This window comes from Niallia sp. Marseille-Q9988, assembly GCF_976954375.1.
Window position 1 is genome coordinate 112,992 of the sequence record NZ_CDRJSZ010000001.1, and the last position, 14,841, is coordinate 127,832.

Consider the following 14,841-nt stretch of genomic DNA (forward strand, 5'->3'; position numbering starts at 1 on the left):
CCAACTACTTTAATCGCTCATTCAACCCATACCAAATAACATCCACTCTATCTGCCTCTGCTGCAATTCGTTGAAAAATCAGTCCTGTAGCATCTCGCCAAAAGCGATCTTCCTTATCAATCGGTACGATGCCTTTCGTAATATCGCTACCAATAATAAACACACAGCGCTTTTTCTCTTCTCTTTCCCATTGAAGTAAAGTCTCTACTTGTTTTTCTAGATAATGGATCGTTTGCTCCAACGTTTCTTCTTTCAGACGATTTTTAATCATCCACTCCAACCCTTCTAACATATAAAAGGAATCCTTCTCATCCGTTGTAATCTTTATTTCCTTTTCATCAAACAAACGGAGGACCTTTCCTACTGTAAATCCTTGCTCCTTCGTAAAGGAGACTGCCCAGCTTTTTTTCCCGTGAAAGCTACCTCCTGTAATAAAGTGCATCTTTCCTTCCTCCTAAACCTTTCTTTATTGGACCATATTAGTTCGATGCCCTCTCCTGGCGAAATGCTGTAATCCCAAAACTCCTTTTCTGTTACACCATATTTACTAAGTAAATAACGAATAACCCCACCATGTGTGACAACTGCCATTCGATCGCTTTTCTTACTCTGCTCAATTAAAAGATCCCAGCCTGTATCTACTCGCATAACAAACTCTTTAAAGGATTCTCCATTTGTTGCTGAAACTGTAAACGGAGCATTTAGCCATTTGCAATAGTCAGGGAGCTCTTTTAGTTGGTCATATGTTTTTCCTTCCCACTCTCCAAAATTTATTTCTCGAAAATTAGGAGTACTGTGTATGCTCTGTTCAGGAAACCAATAAGTTGCTGTCTCTTTCGCTCGCAATAAATCGCTTGTACTTATCCATTCATATTTAGACACTGGGCTTCCTTTTTCATAAAGGTCCGCTTTCCCGTTTTCACTTAAAGGAGCATCCAGCCAGCCAATGTATGCTTTTCGTTCATTTTCGGCAGTTAACCCATGACGAAATAATGCAATAACCATAGTGTCGCCCATAATGCCAGTTCCGTCCCTTCTACACTTGCCCCTAATAAATCACCTGTTAATCCCCCAAAAGCTCGCTTCATAAATCGACTTAATAAAATATAGCTGCAGATGCTAATAAAGAGAAACAGAAAGAACAGTGGCAGCCATTGTGTATTCAATAAGATGATAAATAGAAGAACAAGTGCAAAATAGCGACTATAAAAAAATGCTCGCTGCCCTTCAACAGACCTTTTAAAGTATGCGCCAAGCCCGTCATTCTTTGCCTCTTGAACAAATAGCAAGATCCATCCCATTACAGCTTTAGAAAATAACGGCAGGAGCATGACAAAAAGATAGGTAAAGTCTTGCATACGTGTCACGATTTCATAGATAAAAAGAAACTTCGCACTCAATAACAGAATGACGGATAAAAGACCAAAGGCGCCAACATGTGGATCCTTCATAATCTCTAATCTTTTCTTCCTATCCTGATAAGAAAAATAAGCATCACTTGCATCCATCCAGCCATCTAAATGAAGCCCTCCAGTTAACAAAATCGTACTGGCCCAGACAAAAAAAGCTACTGCAAGTGCTGTAAACGGCGTATATTCTTTTAGCAAAAAGAAGAAGCTCATATAAATAAAGCCTTGAAAAAGTCCTAGCAAAGGGAATGTCTTTATACTTTTCTGAAGAAATTCCCCTTCCATTGGAAGTTCCTTTCTCACTGGTATCGCCGTAAAGAACTGTATATTTAAGAGAAAACCAATAAACCATTTCTTCATTATCAATCACCAGCCTGAAGGATATTCCATAGTTTTTCCCAATTCAAATGTTTTTTCATTTCATGAGCAAGTGCATCAAAGCGTTTATCCTTCTGTTCTTGTATAAACAGCCTTTTCCTTTTCATCATTCCTTTTTGCACTCGAATTTGATTTAACCACGTATGGCGAAATGCATCATTATAAAATAGATGATGCATATAAGTACCTATCAATCTTCCATCTTCTCGATAATAGCCTTCTTCCCTGCTGTTATGAAGCAATAAAAACGGGCATCTATCGTCTATAGAAGCATATTCTGTTTTTCCTAAATGAATCTCATAACCCTCTATTCTTTCTGATGCTAACTTCGTAGAAGGATGATAACTGCCTTCCACTCGAATCGTCTCTTTTTTCTTTTCAAAGGTCGTGCTTGCGGGGATAAGTCCTAGTCCCTCTATTTCTTCGCCTCTGCTTCCAGTATCAGCACCCTGTGGATCCTTCAAAGTAGTACAAAGCATTTGATAGCCTCCACATAATCCGATTACTCTGCCACCTTGCTTATAATAGCTTTTAAGCTGGGATGCTAATCCTTTCCTCTTCATTTCTTTCCAATCATCTATTGTACTTTTCGTACCTGGTATAATAACCGCATCTGGATTCCCTAAATCTTCGCCTTTATTAATCAGGCGGATACTAACGTCTTCTTCTAGAAAAAATGGTTCTATATCTGTGAAATTGGACATATAACGATTGTTTACTACTGCCAAATCAATCACAGCTTTAGTAGTTGTAAATCTTTTCTCTCGGATAGATAATGAGTCCTCTCCTTCAATCATATGGTTATGAATAAAAGGAAGGACTCCAAGGACAGGAATGCCTGTCTTTTCCTTCAGCCATTGAACCCCATCTTCAAAGAGAGTTGGATCGCCGCGAAACTTATTTATTATAATTCCCTTTACCCTGCTCCTTTCCTCTTCTGAAAATAGGGCAAGGGTTCCAATGATACTCGCAAACACGCCGCCGCGATCAATATCCGCAACGAGAATGACAGGAACATCAGCCATTTCTGCTACCTTCATGTTTACAAGCTCTCTGTCTTTCAAATTTATTTCAACTGGACTTCCCGCACCTTCCATAATAGTCATCTCATAATGGCTTTGCAGGTAATCCAGGCTTTTTTGTATAACACAAATTCCTTCCTCATAAAACTGTTCACGATACCCTCTTCCAGATAGAGTCGTACTAGCTTCCCCAAGCAGGACAACCTCTGACTGTAAATCAGATCTTGGCTTTAAGAGTATCGGGTTCATCCAAACAGTTGCCACCGTCCTTGCTGCTTCTGCCTGAATTCCTTGTGCTCTGCCAATCTCTTTTCCATCTACCGTGACATAAGAATTATTAGACATATTCTGTGACTTAAATGGAGCCACCTTTATCCCCTCATTTGCCACCATTCTGCATATAGCAGTAGCAATCAGACTTTTCCCAACATCAGATGAAGTTCCTTGTATCATTACCCCCTTCATTTTTTTCCTCCCTTCTTGCTTTTCGCGATTCCGAATTCTACCAAATAAGCTTCCTTTGCATGCTGCACGAGGAAATAGTGGAGTTGATTTAAAAGCCTGCAGTAGTTCTGTACAAATGGATCTGATGACATCTCATATGTCACTTCATTACTCACAAGAATAAGATATCTGCAGCTTCGGCTTAACTCTATTAGCTCCCTTTTCAGCTTTAGCTCTAGCATTTCTTGCCGTTGATCTTTATAAAAAAGTTCATTATTGACTAATACAGTTAAGCAATCGAGTAGTATAACATCCTTTTTTGAAAAAACTCCAGCCAATTCACCAATATTTACTGCTTGTTCATGGCTATTCCATTTTACCTTTTGTTTTTTTCTTCGTTGCTGATGCCTTGCAATTCTTTCTTGCATCTCTGTGTCTGAATGAACAGCTGTGGCTATATAATGTAAATCTGCTTTTTCATTCTCTGCATATTCTATTGCCAATCTCTCAGCAAAAGAAGATTTTCCGCTTCTCACGCCTCCAGTTACAAAGATGATGGATGACTTTGTTTCCATTTAGCTAACACTCCTTGCAATTGCTGATTCTCTAACTTACTTTTAATCGCAAACCGTAGCCATCTTCCATCTAAACCCGGATAATTATATGTATGTCTTGCTATGATGCCATTGTTTAATAAGAAAATCAGGAGCTCTTTTTGGTCTGTAAAACTAGTATCTCTTAACAGGTAATAATTAGCAGCAGAAGTGGAATAAGCGAATTGCTGTTTATTAAAAAAGGAAAATAACCTTTTCTTTTCCTCTTCCATATAACTTTGCGTTTTATTTAAAAACATCTCTTGTCCCATTAATAATTCACCAACCCTTAAAGCAATTCCATTAATACTCCATTGAGATTGAAACTGTTGTAATTTTGCAATCAGTTCCTCTGATGCGAATGCATAACCAAGGCGAATCCCTGGAATACTGTACATCTTTGTCAAGGAACGGATAATAATAAGATTGGAGAATTTTTTTAAGAGAGGAAGCATATCCTCATATCCAATTACAAAATCATAGAAAGCTTCATCTAGGATGACATAGCAATCATTTTTTTTACAAATAACTAACAATTCTTCTACTACTTGTTTCGGATAAAATATCCCTGTTGGATTATTAGGATTACATAAAAATAGAGCATCTACATGGCGGATATCCTTTTCCAAATTAGATGGATTTAGTTCCCATCCTGTTTCCGCTGTTAAATAATGATGATAGATGTCACAATGATTAATTTTGCATACTTCTTCATATTCAGAAAAAGCTGGCTGGAGCAATAATACCTTTTTCCTCGCCAAAATTCTTCCCAACAAAGAAATAATTTCCGCAGCTCCATTACCAATTAAAAGCTGCTTTGGACAAAGCCCATACTGATCTGAAATTTTCTCTTTTAGACTGCTTGCATAAGGATCTGGATAAAGATGGACTGTCTGAAATAAGTCATCCCAGTTGTCCGATAAAATAGTCGGAGGTCCTAATGGGTTGATATTAGCACTAAAATCAATCGTATTTACCGGCATTTCTACATTTGTCTTTTCATAAATATACTGAGGATTAGCTCCATGCATTGGCCAATTCAAATCCAATTCCTCCTATACATAAAAAGAGATAAAAGCAAACAACAGCTTTATCAGCAATTTTAGTCGACTCGATAATATGTCTAGTTCCTAAAGGCTGCAGTGCTCTTCCCATACGTGCACGATCTGACTTCTTTCCTTTGTAAAAGTTAATCCCACCAAGCTGTATACCAAGGATAATCGCAGTCACTGCTTCACCCCAGCCGCTGTTTGGAGAGGGATGCTTCATTGCATCATGAAATAACAACTTCCAGGCTTCCTTTTTACGATAGAAAGGACTACGACTAACTAACAGCACGAGAATGGCTGTTATTCGACTAGGCAAATAGTTGACGATATCATCACATTTCGCAGCACAATACCCAAAATCTCCATATTTATCATTCTTATAACCAACCATACTATCACATGTATTAATCGCTCTATATACAAGACTCAAGGGAGCTCCGCCAATAAATGCCCAAAACAGTGGAGCAGTAATACCATCACTAGTATTTTCTGCAACTGTCTCTACCGTCGCACGGACAATTTCTTCTCCCTCTAATTGCTCTGTATCTCTGCCTACAATATAAGACAGCTTTTTTCTTGCCATCTCTAAATCATTAGCCTGCAATGGATCATAAACCTCTATCGCAGCATCCTTTAGACTCTTTTGGGCAATCGTTGTGGCGATAAGAAGAGCTTCCACGATTACCCCGACCCACCAATGAAGCTGATAGCTAATATAAACGAGGACGTAGCTAATCAAAAAGGTAAATATTAATACCGTGCTGAGCATCCATAACCCTTTTATTCTCCGACTCTTTCCGTTATTTAATCTTTGATCTAGAAAGGAAATCAATCTCCCCATCCCTTTTACCGGATGTGGCCAGCTTGGAGGATCACCAATAAGCTTATCTAAAACAATCGCAAGTGTAATGCTAATCAAATGGCCGATCATTTAGGTGCTATCCTCCTATTCCTTTTATCTAACGACTTTGCTAAACACTGATAGACTCCTTGTGCTACACATTTTCCAAGCGCTGTTATCGTACCTCCAAATTCGAGGTAGGCTCCTTCTTGGGTAGCAGCCACCAATATACTATCTGTTGACGTACCTGTTGCAATGGTTCCTGTTTCCAAATCTTTTATCTTCCGATCTCGCAAGACCGCTGCTTTTGCTTCTGTGGCCGTAATGACACTTTGCACGAAGGCTTGCTCTGATAATGTCCCGTTAACAAAAATCCAAATATTAATGGTTCCAGGATTTAAGAAGGAAGAATGCTCGTTAGTCTTTGCGGCATCAACAGCATTTCCTACTCCGCCTGTTACGACAATCATCACAGAAAAATCCCGCTGCTCGATAAGCTCATATGCTACATCCTCTGTGTAAACAGCTGTCATCATCCCTACAGTTTCTGATGGAATAAAGCCATTTCGATGCAAATAACCCTCCATTTCTTCCCGATAATCTTCGCATTGATATCTCTTATCCACATGTCTGTTCACAAAGCATTTATACCATCCCATCCCTGCACCTATTACACCTGATGAAAGAGTGTATAGTGGAAAGGGAACCTTTACCTCTACACGATCTGAATAAATGGTAATAGCTTCCGTATCTATTTTCCTATTATTTCTCTCTTTATTTCTTGGTACTAGAGCTATTTGCGGAGCTGGTCTACTTGGATGAAAAGTACTTTTCACATCTGTTTGATAGATTCTTTTCACCCTCTCTTCTTGCAATACATTAGAAGGGGCGGCATCTACTTCTACCATTCCATCATGTAATAAAAGCAGCCGATCACAATATAATCCTGCCAAGTTCAAATCATGGAAAATACAAACAATCGTTAAATCTCTTTCCATGCTCCATTCTCTTAAGTTATCCAATAACTCCTTCTGATAAGATAAATCCAAATGGTTTGTAGGTTCATCTAATAGGAGAATTTCTGGTTCTTGTGCGAGTGCCTGTGCCAAATAAACACGCTGCTTTTCGCCTCCAGATAATTCATGAATGGATTTCTCTTGAAATGAAAAGACTCCCGTTTGTTTCATCACGCTTGTAACTACTGCTTCATCTTGAGAACTCCAGGACTGAAACAGCCCGGATTGATGAGCATATCTCCCGAGTGATACGATTTCTCGAACGGTATAGGAAAAAGATTCATTCACATGCTGAGACAGGACTGCGACTACCTTTACTAATTCTTTCGTTTTATACTGCTCGATTGGTTTGCCTTTTATCTCAACCTGTCCCTCCTGTGGAGTTAAAATGCCGCTAATAATTTTCATTAACGTCGTTTTCCCACTACCATTCGGTCCAAGGATACCAACCATTTCTCCTTTATTCACCGTAAAAGAAATATCCTGTAAAATTTGTTTTGTTTCATATTGAAAAAAGAGATTCTGTACATTAAGCATTAGTTTAAACTCCTCTTCCTTCTTCTCAGTAATAATCCCGCAAACACCGGGGCACCTACTAAAGCTGTAATAACCCCTATCGGAAGTTCTGTTGGAGAAATAATTGTTCTAGCTAATAAGTCAGCCAGAATCATAAAGCCACTGCCTGCAAAAAGGGATACCCCCATTAAATGACGGTGATCTGACCCTACAATGATTCGAACAAAATGTGGAATAACAAGACCAACAAATCCGATTGTCCCAGATACTGCAACCGCTGCACCTGTTAACATAGAGCCAGCCAGCAAAATAATCATTTTTCTTCTTTGTACATGAATACCTAAATGCTGTGCTCTTTCTTCGCCAAACGCTAAAGCATTTAATTCCTTTCCTTGCGAAAGAAGAAGACCAGAACCAACTACAAAGAAAGGAAGAATAATTTTTATATATTCCCACCCTCTCATGGAGACACTTCCAAGTAACCAGCCAATAATTTGGCGAAGTTCATTGCCTGTTAATGCGATCATAAGCGAAATAAATGCACTTAAAAAAGAACCAATAATAATTCCTGTTAAAATAATCGTTTCCACTCGCATCGCAGGATCCATTTTTTTCGCAAAAAAGACAACAAATAAAATCGTAAAGAAGGAGAATAGTACACTCATAAATGGCAAAGTCAGTGCGCCAAGAAATGGGATACTTAATTGGAAGAACAATGTAATAACAGCTCCAACAGAAGCACCAGATGAAACCCCAAGTGTATAAGGATCTGCCAATGGATTTCTCAATAACCCTTGGAAAGCAGCTCCCGAAATGGATAGGCTCGCACCGACAAGTCCCGCCAACAGCACTCTAGGGAGTCGAATATTTTGGACTATATTGATATGCATTGGCTCGACATTAGTTAATAAGCTTTCTGGCCCAACATAGCTTGCTAATATTTTTACCACAGACAAAATAGGAACAGATATAGTTCCAACAGATATTCCCATTACAATCGCAAAAAGGAGAAAAAAAGCGGCATAAACATAAGCCGCTTTTCTTTTATTTAAAAACATCTGGGTACACCGCTTCGGCAACGGCCTCTACTCCTTCAACTAAACGAGGACCAGAACGAGTTACCATGTCAGAATCAACATCTACTATTTGCTTTTCTTTTACTGCTTTTATCTCTTCCCAACCTTTTCTCGAGCTAATTTGATCGATTGGGCTTGTTTCTGAGTAAGCACCATAAGTAGTAATGATAGCATCTGGATTTGCTGCAATCACTGCCTCTTGGTCTACTTGAATCCAGCCTTCTTCCGAAATAATATTTTTCGCATTAATGGTATCTAACATCTCTTGCATAAATGTATTTGTACCAGTCGTAAATATACTTGGTTCTCCGCTTACTTCTATATAAACAGATTTTTGGTCACTATCAGAAATCGCTGCTGCTTTATCCTTGATAGCAGCTAACTTCTCTTTCATATCAGCAACAAGCTTATCTGCTTCCGTTTCTGCTCCAGTAGCCTGTCCAATCATTTCCATCCCTTTATAGACGTCCTCAAAAGAAGTTGCATCATTCACAACAACAACATCAATTCCGGCATCGCGGATTTGCTGCAAGCCTTCTGTCGAATTATGGGCACTAGATGCATGTGCTAAAACTACATCTGGATTCAGTGAGATTATTTTCTCCACATTAAATTCCATGCCGCCTACTTTTTCTTTTTCCGCTGCTTCTTTTGGATAGTTGTCATAATCACTAACTCCAACTAACTCATCTCCTAGCCCAAGCGCAAATACAATTTCCGTATTACTAGGCATTAAAGAAACTATTTTTTCTGGCTTTTCCTCAATTACTACTTCTTGATCGATTGCATCTTTAATCGTTACAGGAAAAGCAGCCTCTTGTGCAGTTGACTGCTCCTTGTTATCATTATTATTTTCTGTCTTTCCTTCACCACATCCAGCAAGCGACCCAACTACGAGCAGTATTGCTAAAAATAAAGAATAAAACTTTTTCATCATTCTTCACCTTCCTGAAATAAATATGTGAAAAATAAAAAACATCCCTATTATCGTCCATAGAGATGTTGGGATGACTTTAAAAATAATTTCAAAGCGCGCTCCACACCTCCCTATCCTCGTAGGTTTATTTAGGTGTATAGAAAATGGCAGGTCTCCTGACTCATGATTGTCGCAACAATAGAACCTTCCCATACAGGTAAGTACAGTGGCACTTCTCCATGTGCAATCATTTACAGTGGCGGGACCGTGTTGGATTTTCACCAACTTCCCTTTTAAGAGTCTTTCTGAAAAAAGAGAAAGTCTTTCGACATTCCTCATCAATCTTTTACAAAAAGTCTCACCATCATCTATCTATTTCATTTTTCGTCCTTTTTGATTATACATCAAAGGTAGCAAAAATAAATGTCCTTTTATTTAATTTTTAAAAATGGATCCACTGGAATAGCATTGCCCCATCCGATTCCTTGCTCTGTTAAAACACAAGTGTAGCTTAGTAATTGCACCCCTGCTTTTGCAGCTTCCTCTAAGTTTTTCGCAAAGACTGGGTCAATTTCTGCTGCACCTGTCACTATTTCAACATCTCCTCTTTGCACAACAAATAAAATAGCTGTTTTAAATGTTCCTTCCTTAGCAATAGCCGTTAATTCTTGCACATGCTTAGAGCCTCTTTTCGTGATAGCATCAGGAAACATCCCTATTCCATCTTTGGCTAATGTAACGCTTTTCACTTCAAGAAGGAGCTGATTTTTTTCCCCATCCTCTAATAAAAAATCCCATCTAGAGCTTCCATATGTGTATTCCGATTTCACCCATCGATAGACAGAAAGCTCCTCAATGATTGCTTTTTTCAATATAGATTCAACAAGCTTATTAGGATATGTTGTATTGATAGACACTAGAATACCATTTGATTCGACATAAACTGCCGTCCATTTCGTTTTTCGATTAGGATTCATACTTGGGAGAACATAAATAGTTACCCCTTCTATTAAAAGCTCCATTAGTCTTCCAGGATCGGCCAAATGCACCCTTTCGAGTTGATTTGTCTCTTCATTCAAGCAATGCAATATAAACCGGTTAGGCCGCTCCACAAAAGTCATTTTCTTTAATTCCGCTGGAAAGCCTACAACTATTCTTTCACTCATATTATCCACCAATTAAGCCTTCGTTAAATGCCATTCTCTTAATTTCTTGTCAAAAATAAGCAAGGCATCCGTTTTTTGTTTGCTATTCTTCTCATATTCCTCGTACATATCATCCATATTATCAAAATCGCCTAAAATCCATATTGGAATTTCCATTTTCAATCGCGTCTGAGAGGCTTTTTCAATGGATAACACCATTCCTTCATTCATATAATGTTTTAGCTCCATGACGATTTCATTAGGAGGGGAAGGATATATCCGCTTCTTTTTGAGTCCAAGCAACCCCTTCTCTAATTTAAGGTCTGTCACTTTCTTTGCAATGACATCCCCAAATAATTGATAAAAAGAATCCATGTTCTTATAATAGATTTTATTAAACCAGCCATCATCATGGGCCAAATAAGCATATTGATTATTCAATTGCTGAAAAAATGGTTTTCTTAGCGGCTCCAGCTTATGTCCCAAATAAAGAAGCTCGGCAATTGTTTGACCTTCTAAGATATCTAAAATCTCTGTCTCATCAAAATCGACCCATACAAAATCCCCGTATCCGTAAACATCTTCCTTTGATAACTTTGCTAATTTAGTGTTTGGAACATATTCGAACTGTGTATGAATATTAAATTCTCCATCTTCAAACTGATGCTTTAACAACAAAACAGAGGAAAGAGTCTCAGCCAAAATTCTATAAAACTCTCTAAACTCTATACCGTAAGAAAGAACAAAGCGCTCTTTCTCATTTAAATGGATATAAACCACATCTCGAATATCATTACTGCCTTTTTTCATCAAGTAAACCTCCAAACATTATTAGCTTGTAAACGGATAGCTTTAGCTTACTTTCTAATTGCTGAAATTGCTTTTATTCCATTTTATTTATCTGATTACAAGAAAATTTTTCCCTTTTTCCTCTATTTAAGTCCGTATGGAACAGACCCCTTATCCTTACTTTCCATCATACATCTAGTTGTGCTTATTGTAACCATTTTAGTTTAACAAAATTTAGGCAAAATAGCTTACAAAATTTTCAATTTAGAAAAAAGGAACAACATTTTCCTACTATCAGTCATTCTTCCCTTTTATCCTATAGAGACCACAAAAAAACACCGTGCTTTAGAAAAATGGTTATGACCACTCCCTGAAGCACGGTATATTGCTAGCACTAACTTATATTTGTTTTGCTCAACAGCCTTTTAATACTTTTATCTGCTTCATTTAGTACAATAGGTTTGTCCACCGTTTTGATTATTTTATTTTCCATCACTATTTTACCGTCCACTATGGTCGTTTCAACATCAGCTCTTGTTGCGGAATAGACTATTCTCGAAATCGGGTCCACATCATAGGAAGGAAAGGTATGAAAATTATGCAGATTTAAAATAGCCAGATCTGCTCTCTTGCCAATTTCAAGACTGCCAATTTCTTTTTCCATGCCAACTGCTTTTGCTCCACCTATAGTCGCCATTCTAAAGACTGTTTTTGCATCCATGGCAGTTGGACCATGAATAGGCTTTTGAATAAGTGCGGCCAATCTCATTTCATTAAACATATCTAAATTATTATTACATGGAGCACCGTCTGCTCCTAAGCTAACCGAAGCATGATTACAAAGGAGATGGTGTGTATCTGCTATCCCTGAGGCGAGCTTTAGATTAGAACCCGGACAATGGCTCACATGCACTCCTTTATCTTTAATAATTCGTTTCTCTTCTTCATCTAGCCAAATACAATGCGCCAAAATCAGACGCTCATTTGCTAATCCAAGATGATCTAGATACACAACATTTCTCATCCCCGTCTCTTCTTGCACAATCTGAATCTCTCCCTTGTTTTCTGAAGCATGGGTGTGTACCTTGACCCTATATTTATCCGAAAGCGTCTTTACCTCTTTCAATAACTCCTCTGTACATGAGACCACAAAGCGGGGCGAAAACGCATAGTGAATTCTTCCATCATCAAAGCCATTCCACTTCTCCAACAAGTCGACACTTTGCTGAATAGACTCTGCTGTTTTTTCCTGTAATGCCAAAGGAACCTCATCCCCTTTATCCATCATCACTTTCCCAGAAACAGCTCGGATTCCACTCTCAGCTATGGCACGGAAAGCATATTCCGTATGATGGACGGTTTCCATATCCACAATCGTAGTTGTTCCACTTTCCAGCAGCTCTCCTATGCCAAGCATCGCTGAATAATAAATAGACTCTTCGTCATGTGCGGCTTCAAGTGGCCAAATTCTTTTTCTAAGCCAATCCATCAGTTCTAAATCATCCCCTTTGCCGCGAAACAATGTTTGGCATAAATGAATATGTGTTTGAATAAAACCAGGGATTACCGTTCTGTTTGTCGCATCGATAATTTTGTCTACATGATTTATTTGAAGATCTCTTCCGATAGCTTTTATGATATTCTCTTCTATATAAATATCTCCTAAAATAATATCTTCTGCTTGATTCATCGTAACTATTTGTGCATTTCTGATTAAAATATTTCCCATTCCAATCCCCCTGTGCTTGTTTATATTTCGGAATAAACACAAAAAAACTACGAAAAATATGCTAGTTAAGCATATTTTTCGTAGCAAGAAATTTACGGTTTCTAGTAGAGACCCTTAACCCAATTATTAAGGATATACGAAAAAAAGTCGCAATAGCGGCAGCTGCCTGCGGTCATTCATGTTATATCCCTATTTTAATTTAGAATCTAATCTTTTCAAGTTTATTGTCAGAATATTTAACAAGGTTTTTTTATGTGTTTTATCAAAAATTTTCTCAAGATCTCCTTTTTTGCAAAGAATTATCCATTTCATTCTTTCGTTAATTTACATATAATAAGACAGGGTATATGTCGAATAACTGCCTTAAACCTCGGAAGGGAGAGTGAGAAGTATGATACACCAAATGACAGAAAATCAAATCACACTTCACATCATTCAGACGCTAAAAGACAATAATAAATCTGAATTTGAATCCATCGTTGATGAGCTACAACCATATGATATAGCTCAAATTTATGAGAGCCTCCCCGAAAAGCATAGGGCTCGTTTTTTGCTTTTTCTGAAAGTCGACTTATTAGCCCATCTCTTAGAAGAATTAGATAAAGAAGAACAACTTGAGGTTCTAAACACATTAGGAATGGACAAGACCGGGAAAGTGCTAGATTTAATGGATAATGATGATCTAGCTTCCCTTTTAAATGAACTAGCACCAGATAGAATTAAAGAGCTTCTTTCTGAAATGAAAAAAGAAGAGTCTATAATTGTACAAAACTTAATGAACTATCCTGACGAAACTGCTGGACGTCTCATGACAAACCGTTTTGTTTGGATTCGCGATTATTACACTACTCGTGAAGCTGTTGATAAGCTAAAATCGTTTGCAGATTTCGCAGAAACATTAAGCTATCTATACGTGATTGATCAAAATAGAAAATTGGTTGGTGTTGTTTCCTATCGTGACCTTTTGATTGCTGAACCACAGGATAAAATTCGTGACATTATGTATGAACGGGTCATTAGTGTTACAGTGGACCAAGACCAAGAAGAAGTGGCACAAACCATACAAAAATACGATTTCTTAGCCATTCCAGTTGTGAATGATGATAATATTTTGATGGGAATTGTAACCGTCGATGATATGATTGACGTCGTTTTCCAAGAAGCAAATGAAGATATCGAAAAACTATCTGCCTCAGGGAAATCGATTGATTTTGATACAAAAGCATCTGTAGCAGCCTATCGTAGACTCCCCTGGTTAATCTTACTTTTATTTATTGGCGTCGTATCTGGAAGCATTATAAGCAATTATGAAGATGTTCTGACTAAAGTAGTGGCTCTATCCTTTTTCATGCCTATGATTTCAGGGATGACTGGTAATACAGGAACACAATCATTAGCAGTTGTTGTACGTGGACTTATTTCTAATACGATAAATAAAACAGTTGTAACAAAGTTGATATTTAGAGAATTATTAGTTGGCTTGATAATCGGGATTACTTGTGGCGTTATTATTATGATTATTGCCTATGTTTGGCAAAGCGATCTGATGCTTGGCTTAGTTGTTGGCCTTTCATTAATTTGTACACTTATAATCGGAACATTATCAGGTACCATTATTCCTATTATTCTTTATAAATTAAATATTGACCCTGCCGTTGCATCAGGTCCGTTAATTACGACGCTTAATGATATCTTTTCGTTATTTATTTACTTCGGAATTGCCCAAATTTTTCTAGCTCATTTAATGTGAAAGAAAGGCTGTCTAACTTGGACAGTCTTTTTTTTGCGTTTGGTAATTTATTTTACACTTTGGGCATATATTTGGTTTGGATTATAAATTGTTTTTTTTAGATCATACTGATTCTGCCTCTGACCATATACTTGTAATAATTACCTCAGCTTTAGATACAAACCAATA

Annotated in this window: 14 protein-coding genes and 2 riboswitches; of the genes, 1 reads left to right on the forward strand and 13 read right to left on the reverse strand. The window is 37.7% G+C overall.

Annotated features, from left to right (window positions below; all coding sequences use genetic code 11):
• Window positions 1–4: 4 nt before the first annotated feature.
• The 13 genes from ACWNMZ_RS00585 to ACWNMZ_RS00645 all read right to left on the reverse strand — a co-directional run bounded on the left by ACWNMZ_RS00585 (window position 5) and on the right by ACWNMZ_RS00645 (window position 12,923).
• The gene (locus ACWNMZ_RS00585; protein WP_031536286.1) at window positions 5–442 is read right to left on the reverse strand and encodes a bifunctional adenosylcobinamide kinase/adenosylcobinamide-phosphate guanylyltransferase; all 438 of its coding nucleotides are present in this window, start codon (window positions 440–442) and stop codon (window positions 5–7) included.
• The gene (locus ACWNMZ_RS00590) at window positions 361–1,017 is read right to left on the reverse strand and encodes a histidine phosphatase family protein (protein WP_065429064.1); all 657 of its coding nucleotides are present in this window, start codon (window positions 1,015–1,017) and stop codon (window positions 361–363) included. The genes ACWNMZ_RS00585 and ACWNMZ_RS00590 overlap by 82 nt, the downstream gene beginning before the upstream one ends.
• The gene (gene cobS, locus ACWNMZ_RS00595; RefSeq protein WP_031536284.1) at window positions 975–1,769 is read right to left on the reverse strand and encodes an adenosylcobinamide-GDP ribazoletransferase; all 795 of its coding nucleotides are present in this window, start codon (window positions 1,767–1,769) and stop codon (window positions 975–977) included. Before cobS ends, ACWNMZ_RS00590 begins: the two co-directional genes overlap by 43 nt.
• A 2-nt stretch (window positions 1,770–1,771) precedes the next feature.
• A complete protein-coding gene (locus tag ACWNMZ_RS00600; protein WP_031536283.1) occupies window positions 1,772–3,274 on the reverse strand; it encodes a cobyric acid synthase in 1,503 nt (500 codons plus the stop codon).
• Window positions 3,271–3,828, reverse strand: a complete 558-nt coding sequence (locus ACWNMZ_RS00605) for a bifunctional adenosylcobinamide kinase/adenosylcobinamide-phosphate guanylyltransferase (protein WP_031536282.1) — start codon at window positions 3,826–3,828, stop codon at window positions 3,271–3,273. Before ACWNMZ_RS00605 ends, ACWNMZ_RS00600 begins: the two co-directional genes overlap by 4 nt.
• Window positions 3,798–4,889: a pyridoxal phosphate-dependent aminotransferase gene (locus tag ACWNMZ_RS00610; RefSeq protein ID WP_031536281.1), complete on the reverse strand. Its 1,092-nt coding sequence runs from the start codon at window positions 4,887–4,889 to the stop codon at window positions 3,798–3,800. The genes ACWNMZ_RS00605 and ACWNMZ_RS00610 overlap by 31 nt, the downstream gene beginning before the upstream one ends.
• Window positions 4,864–5,826: an adenosylcobinamide-phosphate synthase CbiB gene (gene cbiB / locus ACWNMZ_RS00615; RefSeq protein ID WP_031536280.1), complete on the reverse strand. Its 963-nt coding sequence runs from the start codon at window positions 5,824–5,826 to the stop codon at window positions 4,864–4,866. The genes ACWNMZ_RS00610 and cbiB overlap by 26 nt, the downstream gene beginning before the upstream one ends.
• Window positions 5,823–7,289 carry a heme ABC transporter ATP-binding protein gene (locus ACWNMZ_RS00620; RefSeq protein WP_031536279.1) on the reverse strand — a complete coding sequence of 489 codons (1,467 nt, stop codon included), beginning with the start codon at window positions 7,287–7,289 and terminating at the stop codon, window positions 5,823–5,825. The genes cbiB and ACWNMZ_RS00620 overlap by 4 nt, the downstream gene beginning before the upstream one ends.
• Window positions 7,289–8,326: a FecCD family ABC transporter permease gene (locus ACWNMZ_RS00625; RefSeq protein ID WP_031536278.1), complete on the reverse strand. Its 1,038-nt coding sequence runs from the start codon at window positions 8,324–8,326 to the stop codon at window positions 7,289–7,291. Before ACWNMZ_RS00625 ends, ACWNMZ_RS00620 begins: the two co-directional genes overlap by 1 nt.
• Window positions 8,313–9,278: an ABC transporter substrate-binding protein gene (locus tag ACWNMZ_RS00630; RefSeq protein WP_031536277.1), complete on the reverse strand. Its 966-nt coding sequence runs from the start codon at window positions 9,276–9,278 to the stop codon at window positions 8,313–8,315. The genes ACWNMZ_RS00625 and ACWNMZ_RS00630 overlap by 14 nt, the downstream gene beginning before the upstream one ends.
• Before the next feature lie 131 nt (window positions 9,279–9,409).
• A riboswitch (cobalamin riboswitch) is annotated at window positions 9,410–9,608 on the reverse strand.
• 83 nt (window positions 9,609–9,691) lie between these two features.
• Window positions 9,692–10,426, reverse strand: coding sequence for a DNA/RNA nuclease SfsA (sfsA, locus tag ACWNMZ_RS00635; protein WP_031536276.1), 735 nt, complete (start codon window positions 10,424–10,426; stop codon window positions 9,692–9,694).
• Window positions 10,427–10,438: 12 nt separating this feature from the next.
• A complete protein-coding gene (locus ACWNMZ_RS00640; RefSeq protein ID WP_251627849.1) occupies window positions 10,439–11,215 on the reverse strand; it encodes a hypothetical protein in 777 nt (258 codons plus the stop codon).
• 373 nt (window positions 11,216–11,588) lie between these two features.
• Window positions 11,589–12,923, reverse strand: a complete 1,335-nt coding sequence (locus ACWNMZ_RS00645) for a 5'-deoxyadenosine deaminase (protein ID WP_031536274.1) — start codon at window positions 12,921–12,923, stop codon at window positions 11,589–11,591.
• 61 nt (window positions 12,924–12,984) lie between these two features.
• Window positions 12,985–13,083: riboswitch (purine riboswitch) on the reverse strand.
• Between the two features lie 231 nt (window positions 13,084–13,314).
• Between ACWNMZ_RS00645 and mgtE the strand changes: the two genes are divergently transcribed.
• Window positions 13,315–14,673, forward strand: coding sequence for a magnesium transporter (mgtE, locus tag ACWNMZ_RS00650; RefSeq protein WP_235252104.1), 1,359 nt, complete (start codon window positions 13,315–13,317; stop codon window positions 14,671–14,673).
• Window positions 14,674–14,841 lie beyond the last annotated feature (168 nt).

Bases quoted from the DNA above. Each gene is read 5' to 3' on its own strand.
- ACWNMZ_RS00590 (WP_065429064.1), bottom strand. From the start codon at position 1,017: ATGGGCGACACTATGGTTATTGCATTATTTCGTCATGGGTTAACTGCC.
- ACWNMZ_RS00605 (WP_031536282.1), bottom strand. From the start codon at position 3,828: ATGGAAACAAAGTCATCCATCATCTTTGTAACTGGAGGCGTGAGAAGC.
- ACWNMZ_RS00640 (WP_251627849.1), bottom strand. From the start codon at position 11,215: ATGAAAAAAGGCAGTAATGATATTCGAGATGTGGTTTATATCCATTTA.
- ACWNMZ_RS00600 (WP_031536283.1), bottom strand. From the start codon at position 3,274: ATGAAGGGGGTAATGATACAAGGAACTTCATCTGATGTTGGGAAAAGT.
- cobS (WP_031536284.1), bottom strand. From the start codon at position 1,769: ATGAAGAAATGGTTTATTGGTTTTCTCTTAAATATACAGTTCTTTACG.
- ACWNMZ_RS00630 (WP_031536277.1), bottom strand. From the start codon at position 9,278: ATGAAAAAGTTTTATTCTTTATTTTTAGCAATACTGCTCGTAGTTGGG.
- mgtE (WP_235252104.1), top strand. From the start codon at position 13,315: ATGATACACCAAATGACAGAAAATCAAATCACACTTCACATCATTCAG.
- ACWNMZ_RS00620 (WP_031536279.1), bottom strand. From the start codon at position 7,289: ATGCTTAATGTACAGAATCTCTTTTTTCAATATGAAACAAAACAAATT.
- ACWNMZ_RS00585 (WP_031536286.1), bottom strand. From the start codon at position 442: ATGCACTTTATTACAGGAGGTAGCTTTCACGGGAAAAAAAGCTGGGCA.
- ACWNMZ_RS00625 (WP_031536278.1), bottom strand. From the start codon at position 8,326: ATGTTTTTAAATAAAAGAAAAGCGGCTTATGTTTATGCCGCTTTTTTT.
- cbiB (WP_031536280.1), bottom strand. From the start codon at position 5,826: ATGATCGGCCATTTGATTAGCATTACACTTGCGATTGTTTTAGATAAG.
- ACWNMZ_RS00645 (WP_031536274.1), bottom strand. From the start codon at position 12,923: ATGGGAAATATTTTAATCAGAAATGCACAAATAGTTACGATGAATCAA.
- sfsA (WP_031536276.1), bottom strand. From the start codon at position 10,426: ATGAGTGAAAGAATAGTTGTAGGCTTTCCAGCGGAATTAAAGAAAATG.